General features: G+C 68.9%; 8 protein-coding genes and 1 pseudogene. 4 read left to right on the forward strand and 5 right to left on the reverse strand.

Annotation, left to right across the window (positions count from 1 at the left end; genetic code table 11):
- Positions 1-71 precede the first annotated feature (71 nt).
- Complete coding sequence (gene lon, locus ACFVVI_RS18305; RefSeq protein WP_387446065.1) at positions 72-2,558, forward strand: endopeptidase La; 2,487 nt, start codon at positions 72-74, stop codon at positions 2,556-2,558.
- Between the two features lie 240 nt (positions 2,559-2,798).
- Here lon and ACFVVI_RS18310 read toward each other — a convergent pair.
- Positions 2,799-3,206 (reverse strand): annotated as a pseudogene (locus ACFVVI_RS18310) (PaaI family thioesterase); the annotation flags it as partial.
- Between the two features lie 41 nt (positions 3,207-3,247).
- On the reverse strand, positions 3,248-3,811 hold the full coding sequence (locus ACFVVI_RS18315) for a TetR/AcrR family transcriptional regulator (RefSeq protein ID WP_387446066.1): 564 nt from the start codon (positions 3,809-3,811) through the stop codon (positions 3,248-3,250).
- A 72-nt stretch (positions 3,812-3,883) separates the two neighbouring features.
- On the opposite strand from ACFVVI_RS18315, the gene ACFVVI_RS18320 reads away from it, so the two are divergent.
- From ACFVVI_RS18320 to ACFVVI_RS18330, 3 genes are read left to right on the forward strand one after another with little or no spacing between them, the layout of a single operon-like run.
- A complete protein-coding gene (locus tag ACFVVI_RS18320) occupies positions 3,884-4,951 on the forward strand; it encodes a DNA polymerase IV (protein ID WP_387446067.1) in 1,068 nt (355 codons plus the stop codon).
- A gap of 44 nt (positions 4,952-4,995) precedes the next feature.
- Complete coding sequence (locus ACFVVI_RS18325; protein ID WP_387446068.1) at positions 4,996-5,991, forward strand: acryloyl-CoA reductase; 996 nt, start codon at positions 4,996-4,998, stop codon at positions 5,989-5,991.
- A 53-nt stretch (positions 5,992-6,044) separates the two neighbouring features.
- A complete protein-coding gene (locus ACFVVI_RS18330) occupies positions 6,045-7,487 on the forward strand; it encodes an amidase (protein WP_387446069.1) in 1,443 nt (480 codons plus the stop codon).
- Here the strand turns inward: ACFVVI_RS18330 and ACFVVI_RS18335 are convergent.
- Genes ACFVVI_RS18335 through ACFVVI_RS18345 form a run of 3 tightly spaced genes read right to left on the reverse strand, consistent with a single transcriptional unit; the run spans position 7,441 to position 11,801 of the window.
- Positions 7,441-9,012 (reverse strand): chlorohydrolase family protein, encoded by a 1,572-nt coding sequence (locus tag ACFVVI_RS18335; protein WP_387446070.1) that lies wholly within the window; start codon positions 9,010-9,012, stop codon positions 7,441-7,443. The two genes, ACFVVI_RS18330 and ACFVVI_RS18335, sit on opposite strands and share 47 nt — an antisense overlap.
- Before the next feature lies 1 nt (position 9,013).
- Positions 9,014-10,267, reverse strand: coding sequence for an amidohydrolase family protein (locus ACFVVI_RS18340; RefSeq protein ID WP_387446071.1), 1,254 nt, complete (start codon positions 10,265-10,267; stop codon positions 9,014-9,016).
- Positions 10,268-10,271: 4 nt separating this feature from the next.
- Positions 10,272-11,801 (reverse strand): ABC transporter substrate-binding protein, encoded by a 1,530-nt coding sequence (locus ACFVVI_RS18345; protein WP_387446072.1) that lies wholly within the window; start codon positions 11,799-11,801, stop codon positions 10,272-10,274.
- Positions 11,802-11,804: the final 3 nt, after the last annotated feature.

Here is an 11,804-nt window from a genome sequence, read left to right on the forward strand (position 1 = left end):
GCGCCACCTGCAGGAACAAACCGCCGGGGGTCCATGTTGAGTCAGCAAAGCTCAACTTTGGAAGGGTCGACATGACTTCAGCTCAGAACCTGCCGGTGCTGTTCCTGACCGATCCGATCGTGCTGCCGGGCATGGTCGTGCCCATCGAACTGGACGAATCCGCGCAGGCCGCCATCGATGCCGCCCAGGCGGCCAAAACCGGTTCGGTGCTGGTCGCGCCGCGCCTCGACGAGGGCTACGCGTCCTACGGCGTCGTCGCCACCATCGAACAGGTCGGCCGGATGCGCGGCGGCGCGCCCGCCGCCGTGTTGAAGGCCGAGCGCCGCGCCCGGATCGGGCACGGTGTCACCGGGCCGGGAGCCGCGCTGTGGGTGGAGGCCGAACTCGTCGAGGCGGTCGAGCCCGACGAGCGGACCACCGAGCTCGCCGCCGAGTACAAGAAGCTGGTCGTCGCCGTGCTGCAGCGGCGTGAGGCCTGGCAGATCATCGACATCGTCAACCAGCTCGACGACGTAGAGGCCATCGCCGACACCGCGGGCTACGCGCCGTACCTGTCCGACGACCAGAAGCGCGAACTGCTCGAGACCCCCGATGTAGCGGTGCGGCTGACCAAGCAGATCGACTGGATCAAGGACCACATCGCCGAGGTGGAGGTCACCGACAAGATCTCCGAAGACGTCCGCGACGGCATGGAGAAGAGTCAGCGCGAGTTCCTGCTGCGTCAGCAGCTCAACGCCATCCGCAAGGAACTCGGCGAGGACGAACCCGACGGCGCCGACGATTACCGCACTCGCGTGGAGAACGCGGACCTGCCCGAGAACGTGCGCGCGGAGGCGCTGCGCGAGGTCGGCCGGTTGGAGCGCGCCAGCGACCAGAGCCCGGAATCCGGCTGGATCCGTACCTGGCTCGACACCGTGCTCGATCTGCCGTGGACGGTGAAAACCGAGGACAGCACCGATGTCTCGGCCGCGCGAGCGGTGCTCGACGCCGATCACCACGGCCTCGACGAGGTGAAGGACCGGATGGTCGAGTACCTGGCGGTGCGTTCGCGGCGGGCCGCGCGCGGTCTCGAGGTCGTGGGCGGACGCGGGTCCGGCGCGGTGCTCGTGCTGGTGGGTCCCCCCGGTGTCGGTAAGACCTCGCTGGGTGAATCGGTCGCCAAGGCGCTGGGCCGCAAGTTCGTTCGCGTCGCCCTCGGCGGCGTGCGCGACGAGGCCGAGATCCGTGGCCACCGCCGCACCTACGTCGGCGCGCTGCCGGGCCGGATCGTGCGTGCGGTGAAGGAGGCGGGTTCGATGAATCCCGTTGTCCTGCTGGACGAGATCGACAAGGTCGGCTCCGACTTCCGTGGTGATCCGGCGGCGGCTCTGCTCGAGGTCCTCGACCCCGCGCAGAACCACACCTTCCGCGACCACTACCTGGACCTGGACCTCGACCTGTCGAATGTCCTGTTCATCGCGACCGCCAACGTCATGGACACCATCCCCGGTCCCCTGCTGGACCGTATGGAGCTCATCACCGTCGACGGTTACACCGAGGCCGACAAGGTGGCGATCGCGCGCGACTTCCTGGTTCCCCGCCAGCTGGAGCGCAACGCGCTGACCGCGGAAGAAGTGTCGATCACCGACGCGGCCCTGCGCGAGATCGCGGCGAACTACACCCGGGAGGCGGGCGTGCGTCAAATGGAGCGCCTGGTGGCAAAAGCCTTGCGCAAGGCGGCAACTCGCCTGGTCACAGGCGACCCCGCGAGCGTCGGCGACGCTGCCGTGGACGCCCCGCTCGTCGACAAGGGCGCGCTGGGCGAGGGCGCGGTGCTCGGGTACGACCCCGAACTCGGCTACGACAACGTCATCGACATCGCGGCCGGTCCACAGCCGGTCGGTCAGGTGACGAGCCTGGTGGTCGACCTCGACAACCTCACCGACTACCTCGGGCGTCCCCGCTTCACCCCGGACTCGATGGAGCGCACCTCCGTCCCGGGCGTGGCGACCGGCCTCGCGGTGACCGGTGCGGGCGGCGATGTCCTCTACATCGAGGCCAACGGCGCCGAGGGCGAGCGTTCGCTCACCCTCACCGGCCAGCTCGGTGACGTGATGAAGGAATCGGCTCAGATCGCCCTCACCTACGTCCGCTCGCACCTGGAGGAAATCGGTATCGAGCCGAAGGTCCTCGACCGCAACATCCACATCCACTTCCCCGCGGGTGCGGTCCCCAAGGACGGCCCTTCGGCGGGCGTCACCATGGTCACCGCCCTGGTGTCGCTGGCCCTCGGTCGCCCGGTCCGCGGCGATGTGGGGATGACCGGCGAGGTCACCCTGAACGGCAGTGTCCTGCCGATCGGCGGCGTGAAGCAGAAGCTGCTCGCCGCCCAGCGAGCCGGCCTGAAGACCGTCTTCATCCCGGCCCGCAACGAACCGGACCTGGACGAAGTCCCGGCGGAAGTACTGGCCGCCCTGAACGTCCGCCCCGTCGCCGACGTGGCAGACATCCTGGCCTACGCGATCGAGCCGATCGCCGAACCCGCCGCCGACGGCAAGACCTTGGCCGTCAGCGCCTGATCCCCGCTGTCAACGGGCCGTGCACAGCTGTGTACGGCCCGTTGACGTGTCCGGCTAGCGGCTGACGGTCGGCGGCAGCATCGGGCCCGCGACGGTGACTACGGCGAGTTGGTCGGTGTCGTAGTTGTCCTGGTCGTCGAGGTCGTCGAGGTCGTCGAGGTCGTCGTCGAGATCGTCGTCGTCGAAACCGTCCGCGTCTTCCTCGGTGGTGGGGGCGAGGTCCTTCTCGACGCGGCGAGTGGTGCCCTGGGCGACCGCGCAGAGGACAGGTTCCTCGCCCTCGGTCTCGGCGTAGACGTCGCAGTGGGTGACGGCCTGGCGGCGGGTGGCGCCAAGGACGGTGGCGTGCACGCGCAGGCGCTCGCCCTGGGCAGGGCGCAGGTAGGTGATGGTGAAGCCGCCGGTGAGGACGTTGGGGCCCAGGACGGTACCCGCGGCGAAGGTGAGGGCGTTGTCGGCGGCGTAGGCGAGCACCCCGCCGTGCACGAAGCCGAACTGCTGGCCGTGTTCTGGCTGGATGTCGATGATGAGAGTGGCTGCGCCCTCACCGAATTCGGTGAGCTCGGTGCCGACCAGACGGGCGAACGGCTGCGCGGCTAGTACCTGGCGCGCCAGGTCGAGGTCGAGGGTGGAAGCTTCGGTCGGCATCGGGTGTTCCGTTCTTCGAGTTGCGTGGCCCTGCATGGTGACTATTCGGTGCCGTCGGCCCGCAGTGTCGCCCACGCGGCGGCGGCGAGCTCGGGGGCGACATCGGTTGGCGCGGTACGGATATTGCCACCAAGCCATTGGCGGGAGTATTCCTGTGCCGCACCGAGCCACAGCGCGTAGACGAGATCGAGTTCCAGGTCACGCACCGCGCCGTATCCCGCGTGCGTGCGCCACCACCGCCGGACGGCCGTGAGGAACTCCACATTGCGCTCGCTCTCCCGGGCCCCGGGCGGCCGCGAACCCGTGAGAACCGTTGCGCGATATTGATATTCGTGCACCCAGTGCAGGTGCGCGCGCACCCCGGCCTCGACGCCGGTCCGCGCGTCGGGACTGTCGGCGACGGCATTCCAGAAGTGTTGCTGGTAGTCGGTGAGCGCGGCCATCCAGACCTGCCGATAGAGGTCGGACTTGTCCGGAAAGTGGTGGTACAGCGCGCCGACGCTGGCATCGGCGGCGGCGCGGATATCGCTCAGCGTGGCATCGAGCACGCCGTGTTCGGCGAACTGCCGCTCCGCGGCGAGCAACAACCGATCTCGCATCTCCATATACAGAATTTAGTTCTGTCCGGCTGACGTGGCAAGAGCCGATCTGTCGGTGCGATGCGGTAAGACGGAACTGTGCCCCGGTGGCTCCTGCATGTGGATCTCGACCAGTTCCAGGCGGCGGTGGAATTCCGGCGTCGCCCTGAGCTGCGCGGCCTGCCGGTGATCGTCGGCGGCGAGGGCGATCCCGCGCAGCCCCGCAAGGTCGTGACCTGCGCGTCTTATCCCGCGCGGGCCTACGGCGTGCGTGCGGGGATGGCGTTGAGAATGGCGCAGCGCAAGTGCCCGGAGGGCGTTTTCCTGCCGGTCGACATGGCCGCCTACGAGGTGGCCTCCGAAGAGATCATGGCGACGCTGGGCCGGGTGGCCGGCGCGGTCGAGGTGTGGGGGATGGACGAGGCGTTCGTCGCCACCGACGGCGATCCGTGGCAGCTGGCCGCCGAAATCCGCACCGCCATCATCGAACTCGGCCTCACGTGCGCGGTCGGCATCGGCGACAACAAGCTCACCGCGAAGCTCGCCACCGGTTTCGCCAAGTCCACCGGCAAGACCTCCGCCGAACCCGAGCACGACCCCGGCGCCGCCACCGGCATCTTCGAGCTCACCGCCGCCAACTGGACCGAACTCATGGGCCACCGCCCCACCGACGCGCTCTGGGGCGTCGGTGCCCGCATCGCCCACCGTCTGGCCGACCTCGACATCACCACGGTCGCCGATCTCATGTCCGCCGACCGCGCGCGCCTGGCCGCCGAGTTCGGCCCGAGCACCGGCCCCTACCTGTGGGTCCTCGGCCACGGCAAAGGCGACACCGAACTCTCGACCACCCCACGAATCCCCGTGGGCCGCAGCAAGTCCGAGACCTTCCCGCACGACCTCACCGATCCCGGCGAAATCCGCCGCGAGGTCGCCCGCATCGCCACCGAGGTCGCCGAGGAGATGCGCGAACACCACCGCGTCAGCACCCGGGTCTCGGTCACCGTCCGCACGAAAACCTTCTACACCCGCAGCAAACAGCAAAAACTCCCCGCCCCCACCGACGACATCACCACCATCACCGACACCGCCCTGGCGATCATCGACCGCTTCGACCTGGACCGCCCGATCCGCCTCCTCGGCGTCCGCCTGGAACTCGTCCCGCCCTGACGTGGGTCCTCCCCCGCGGTCTCGCGAACTCGTATGCTCGGGCAATGGAGTTTTCTGCGATGGTGGCCCGTGAATCCGATGGTGGGATCGTTCTCGCTCGTGAAACGGTGGGAGACGACTTCCTCGGTAGCGGCGAGGTGACGATCAAGGTTCATTACTCGAGCGCGAACTACAAAGATCTGCTGGCGATCACGCCGCGCGGTGGGGTGGTGCGCAACTATCCGATCGTGCCGGGCATCGACCTCACCGGTGAGGTGATCGCCTCGGAGATCGATGACTTCTCCCCCGGCGATCAGGTCATCGCCCATGGCTACGACCTGGGCGTTTCGCGCAACGGTGGCTTTGCCGAATACACCAAGGTGCCTGCCGAATGGGTGGTGAAGCTCGACTGCCTCGACACCCGAGACGCCGCCACCATCGGCACCGCGGGCTTCACCGCCGCCCTGAGCGTGCAGGCCCTGCTCGACCACGGCCTGACCCCCGACGACGGCGCCGTCCTGGTCACCGGCGCGACCGGCGGTGTCGGCACCGTGGCCATCGACATCCTCTCCGGCCTCGGCTTCGAGGTGATCGCTTCCACCGGCAAGACCGACGCGAACGACCTGCTGGCCGAGCTCGGCGCCAACGAGGTCATCGGCCGGCTGCCCCTCGACCCCGATGCCAAGCCGCGCCCGCTCAACAAGGCCAACTGGGCGTCGGCGGTGGACAGCGTCGGCGGCGCGTCGCTGGCCCACGTCCTCAGCGCCATCGGTTACGGCGGGGCGGTAGCGGCCAGCGGCCTCACCGGCGGCGCCGAGCTTCCCACCACCGTGCTCCCGTTCATCCTGCGCGGCGTCAGCCTGCTCGGCATCGACTCGGTCCAGCTCCCGATCGAGAAGCGCCGCGCACTGTGGACAGCACTGGGCAAACAGCTTCGCCCCCAGCATCTGTCGACGATCGAGTCCTTCGCACCGATCACCGAGGTCGGCACCGTCCTGCAGTCGATCAAGGACGGCACCCACTCCGGGCGCACCGTGATCGGCGTGGCCAACGAGTTCTGAGCCCGCCAGAAGTCCACACGACGACGTTACGGATAATGTAATACTGTAACGACATGATGCTCCGCCCAGACGGCACCACGATCACCGACGAGTCCGCGATCGCGCTGGCCGCGTCCATTCGCGCCCGTGAGGTCAGCGTCCGCGCGGTGATCGATGCCCACATCGCCGTGCTGGAACGTTTCGCGCCCGCCACGAACGCCGTGGTGGTGGACTGCTACGACACCGCGCGGGCACAGGCCGACGCCGCCGACGCCCACCTCGCGACCGGGCCGGAGCACCTGCCGCCGCTGTTCGGCGTCCCGATCACCGTCAAGGAGTCCTTGGCGGTCGCGGGCCTGCCCAACACGGCGGGCGTCGTGGCTCGGCGGCACCTGCGGCCCACCGCGAATGCCACGGTGGTGCAACGAGTTCTGGACGCGGGTGCGATCGTGCTCGGGCTGACCAACACCGCCGAGGGGTGCATGTGGCTCGAGTCGACGAACCGGGTCTACGGGCGAACCAGCAACGTGCACGACCGGACACGAACGGCGGGCGGGTCATCGGGCGGTGAGGGCGCCGCCGTCGGCAGCGGCGGCTCCCCGCTCGGCCTGGCCACCGATACCCTCGGCTCGATCCGGGTGCCCGCCTTCTGCAACGGCGTCTTCGGGCACCGCCCGTCGACCGGCCTGCTCCCGACCACCGGTGCGTGGCCACCACCGTTCGGCGTGGCCGCCCTGTGCTCCAACGGGGTCATCGCCCGCCGTGCGGCCGATCTCATGCCGCTGCTGCGGATCATGGCAGGCCCCGACGGGACCGATCCCCTGGTCCGCGCGGCCACCCTCGGCGATCCGGCGACCACCTCGATGCGAGGTGTGCCCGTCGTGCTGCTCGACGGAACCTTCGCCCCCGGCTTCGGCCGTGAGGTACTGGCCGCGCGCGACCGCGCCGCCGCCGCGCTCACCGAGGCGGGCGCCGAGGTCACCCGGGTACCGATGCGTTCGCTGCGGACGATCGGGCTCTTCGCCACGATCGTGCTGGCCGAGGAGACCGGGATCAGCTTCGCCGAGATCATGCGCGGCGAGGGCGCCGACATCCTCGCGCCGGGTCAACTCACCGCCCTGCGCGGCGACCACACCCTCGCCACCCGTCTCCTCGCACTCGGCGAGCTGATCGCGGCCCGGCTACCCACCCGGGTGGCCCGGCGCATCACCGCCGCCGCACACCGCACTGCCGCCGAGATCACCGAGATCATCGGTGACGGATTGCTCCTGCATCCGACCCTGAGCACGGTCGCGCCCCGTCACGGCCGCACCACCGGCCGCCTGTGGCGCACGAACACGGTCGCACCGTTCAGCCTCGCCGGGCTCCCCGTCACCCAGGTGCCGCTCGGCCGCGGCACCCACGGTCTGCCACTCGGGGTACAGGTGGTTGCGGGACCCAACCGCGATCACCTCTCGATCGCCGCGGCCCTCACTCTCGAGAAGGCGTTCGGCGGCTGGGTCCGCCCGCGGGGCTGACCACTCCCCCTCCGGGTGTGCTCACGTGCTCGGGAGCAACGCCATCGCCGCGCGGTATCGACGGCTCGGCCGGAAAGGACGCCGGGAACAGTTCGCCGGCGGGACGGCGTAGGTAGTCGCGCTCGGTGTAGGCCGCCCGCATCCGGTCGAACAGTGACTGCGCCCGCCGGGTCATCGCAGGCAGGTCGATGCCGGGAATTACCCCGTCGCGCAGAGTGATCCGCCCGGCGACCATGGAGAAATCCGCCGCGCGCCCGGTGCTGTTCATGCACAGGGTCCGGATCGGATCGTCGAGGACGCCGTCGCGCGGGTCGTCGAGGCGGAAGGCGACCAGGTCGGCGGTCGCCCCCACCGCGATCGTGCCCAGGTCCGGTCGGTGCAGCGCTTCGGCACCGCCGAGCGTCGCCGCCGAGACGTAGTCGCCGTAGGTGGCCGCGTCGAGCCGCGATGCCAGCACCTTGGCCAGGGTGACGCCGATGTCGATGCCGCGCACCAGATCCGGCGGAAAAGAGTCGGTGCCGAGGGCGATGCGCACGCCCGCTGCCCGGTACCGATCGAAACTGTCGAGCGCCGATCCGTGTCTGGCCGAGGTGAGCGGGCAGTGCACGATCGATGCTCCCGACGCCGCGAGCGTGCCGAGATCGTCATCGGTATCGGCGTCCACGTGCGGGTTCGAGTCGATGTAGATCCCGTGGGGGATGAGCAGATTCGGTCCGAGGAGACCGGTCCGCTCGAGCACGGCCAGCGGTGACATGCCGAACCGCTCGATCACGAACGCGCGTTCGTGCAGCCCTTGGAGCGCGTGCAGGCGGACCAGCGCACCGGTCGCCGCGGCCAGCGCGGAGGTCCGGTGCAGCAGATCCTCGGACAGCGTCTCGATCCGGCACGGGAGCAGCGTCCCGTGGATCAGATCGGTGTCCTGCGCCGAGGCCCACTCCAGGAACCGCGCCGCACCCTCGAACCCGTCGAGCCCGAGTTCTTCGTTCCAGTAGATGGACCGCGAGCCGTCGTCGTCGACCACGTTGACCCCGGATCGGTACGCGGGCCCGAGGTACACCCGCAGGCCCAGACGTTGTGCGGATTCGGCCATCGCCACGGCGTCGGAGTAGGTCTCCGCCCAATCGCTGTGTACCTCCGACGCGATCGGCATCGCCGTCGTCACCCCGTGCAGCAGCAGCTGGACGAACCCGTACTCACGGATGAACGCCCGCTCCTCGGCGTCGAACACCGCGCGCCGCCGCTGCGTGGCGTACTCGCGCGACCATTGCAGACCGAGGCCGAGCTCGCGCGACTGCCACGAATCCAGGATCGTGTGGTCGATGTCGGTGAGCGCGTCGAGGTCGATGAGCCCGGGCATCAAGATCGCGTCCCCGAGCTCGATCACCTCGTCGACGGTCTCCAGACCGCGCGGACCGGCGGCGACGATGCGCGAATCCTCCACCACCACTTCGCCATCGGTGAGCATCACGTGGCCGCCGACGATCCCCGACGCGAGCACATGGCGTGCTCGAATACCGCGCCGCATCTCAGCTCCTCCCCCTGCCCCAACGACCGGGAATCTCGAATCCGTCCAGTGCCGTATCGACGGAAACGACACTGCCCCGGTGGATTACAGTGCGCTCGGCCGGGCGGTCCATCACAGCCGAAGTCGGGCTGGCCGCGTCGACGAGGAAGAACTCGGCCGGGTCACCGACCTCGAAACCTGGATGCGGCTCGCTCCGGCCGAGCGGGCGCAGACTGCGGTCGAGCACGCTCGCACCACCCCAACTGGCCACGGCGAGAGCGTGTTCCACGTGCTCGTCGGATCCGAACCCGTTGACGAACGCCAGTTGCCAGGCGCGGTCGAGCATGTCGCCGTTGCCGTAGGGCGACCAGTAGTCCCGCTGACCGTCCATCCCGACCCCGACGCGCACACCGGCCGCGGCCAGGTCGAGCAACGGCAACGCCCAACCCTGCGCGCCCGCCGCGTGGGTGAGGGCGATGTCGAGCTCCGCCAGCTGCTCGATCGCCGCAGGCACAGCGGGCAGCCCACCGGCCAGGCACCGGGCATGGGAGATGGTCGCCAGACCGGTCATCCCGAGCGCCCGCACCCGTTCGATGATCAGCGACAGGGTGAACAGCCCCAGCTCACCCGCTTCGTGCAGGTGGATGTCGACGCCGACCTGATGCTTGTCGGCCAGCCCGAACACCGCGTCGAGATGTCGCACCGGATCGCGGTCGAGTTCGCACGGATCCATCCCGCCGACCAGGTCGGCCCCGGCCGACAGTGCCGCGTCCATGAGGTCGACGACGCCGGGCTCGAGCAGGATTCCGACCTGTGGAAACGCCACGATCTCCACGTCGCACACGTTGTCGTAGCGTTCCCGCGCCGCGAGTTCGCCTTCGAGCTTGGTGAGCCCGGAATCGGCGTCCACCTGGGCGTGACTGCGAATCCTGGTGGCCCCGTTGGCCACTGCCACCGCGAGGGTGAACGAGGCACGTTCGGCCACGGAACGTTCCGCCGACCGCCAGTGCTCGCGATCGTTCATGATCCGGCCCCACCGTCCCGGCATCCCGGTCTGGGCACGGAACGGCAGCCCGAGCCTGCTCGAGTCGAGATGCAGGTGCACATCCGACAGTGCGGGCAGGATCAACCGGCCCGCGCCGTCGACGAGCTCGCCGGCGGGCACCGGCGAACCGGTGGCCGCGGATACCGCGGCCACCGTGCCGTTCTCGATCAGCAGGTCCACCGGCGGGCCGCCCCAGGGGCGAACATCGGTGATCAACAGCGAATCACCCACGCGCTCAGTCCTTGCCGAAGGTCGCGGCGTCGACGGTGATCATCCCGTCCGCCCGCGGCTTCCAGTTCAGCGCCGGGTCCACCGCGTAGCTGGCATCGGGGGTGTAGAGGCCGAGCAGCAGCGCCTTGGAATCGTTGAGGGTGAACAGATCTCGGTAGACATCGATCCTGGCCTGTCCGGCGACGGTCCGGGTCTTGGCGACCAGGGCCTGGGTTTCCGGCAGCATCGCGTAGTCGTTCCACTGCCCGCCGAACATCGAGGCGATCGGGGCGTCGCCGTCCATGGTGGACGGTGCGTAGGTGTTGAGGTAGATGCCGGTGGCGGCCTTCTTCGTGTAGATCATCTGGGAATGGCTGCTCTGATCGGTGCCGTGCAGGGTGATGGTGATGCCGACTTCGGCAAGGTTCGCCTGGATCGACTGGGCGATCTCCGAGCTCAGCGGGATGCGTCCGTTCGTCGCGTACTGGAAGGGGATCGGCGTGCCGTTGTAGCCCGCCGCGGCCAGCAGCTGCTTGGCCCTGGCCGTATCACGCACCGGCGCGGCATATTTCGGGTCGTAGCCGCCGACGTTCTTGGCGACCAGTTGGCTGTCGACCGTCGCGCGGCCCGCGAGCAGACTCTTGACGATGGCGTCCCGGTCGATCGACAGTGCGATCGCCTCGCGTACCCGCTGGTCGGCCAGCGGACCCGCCGTGGCGTTCATGCCGAGGAAGGTGACGCCGTTGGAGACCCGCGACTCGATGTGCACACTCTTCGAACCATCCACGGCGGCAACCTGATTGGGCGCGATCAAGGCCACATCGAGACTGCCGGACTGAACACCGTTGAGTCGGGCGTCGGCGTCGGCCACCGTCTTGAAGGTCACGGTCTCCAGTGCGGCCTTGTCGCCCCAGTAGTTCGGATTGCGCTTGACGACGTATTCGACGCCGCGCGTGTAGTGGTCGAACACGAACGGCCCCGAGCCGACCGGTGCGGCCGCGAATCCCGCGGAACCGAGCTTGGTGTAAACACTTTCGGGCACGATCGAGACGCCGGTGGTGATGGTCGGCCACGCGGAGAAAGGGGCGTTGAGGCTGAACACCACGGTATTGCCGGGACCGGCGGCGGCTGAGGTGAACATCTCCATATAGGTGGCCGGATCGCCGTTGGGTGTCGCCTTGATCTGGTTGTAGGTGAACGCGACATCGGAGGCTTTCACCGGTTCGCCGTTGTGGAACTTCGCGTCCTCACGAATCGTGAACGTCCACTGGGTGAAATCGGCGTTGTGCTCCCACGAGGTCGCGAGCTTCGGGCCGATCACGCCTTCCGCGTCGAATCGGGCGAGCTGGTCGAAGGTCGCGAAGTAGTAGTTGTAGCCTGCCAGCGAACCGTCGCTGATCGGGTCCGGCACGTCCGTCGGTTCGGTGACCGCGCCGACCACGAGGGTCTTCGTCGACGCGGTGTCGGTGCCCGCGGGTGCGCAGGCACTCAGGGTGACGGTGGAGAACGCGAGGATCGCGAGTCCGGTAGCCACACTGCGGGTGATCGGTCTCATGGG

Origin of the sequence: Nocardia sp. NPDC058114 (assembly GCF_042884695.1) — a bacterium.
Classification (GTDB): Bacteria; Actinomycetota; Actinomycetes; order Mycobacteriales; family Mycobacteriaceae; genus Nocardia.

Bases quoted from the DNA above. Each gene is read 5' to 3' on its own strand.
- ACFVVI_RS18345 (WP_387446072.1), bottom strand. From the start codon at position 11,801: ATGAGACCGATCACCCGCAGTGTGGCTACCGGACTCGCGATCCTCGCG.
- ACFVVI_RS18335 (WP_387446070.1), bottom strand. From the start codon at position 9,012: ATGCGGCGCGGTATTCGAGCACGCCATGTGCTCGCGTCGGGGATCGTC.
- ACFVVI_RS18315 (WP_387446066.1), bottom strand. From the start codon at position 3,811: ATGGAGATGCGAGATCGGTTGTTGCTCGCCGCGGAGCGGCAGTTCGCC.
- lon (WP_387446065.1), top strand. From the start codon at position 72: ATGACTTCAGCTCAGAACCTGCCGGTGCTGTTCCTGACCGATCCGATC.
- ACFVVI_RS18325 (WP_387446068.1), top strand. From the start codon at position 4,996: ATGGAGTTTTCTGCGATGGTGGCCCGTGAATCCGATGGTGGGATCGTT.
- ACFVVI_RS18330 (WP_387446069.1), top strand. From the start codon at position 6,045: ATGATGCTCCGCCCAGACGGCACCACGATCACCGACGAGTCCGCGATC.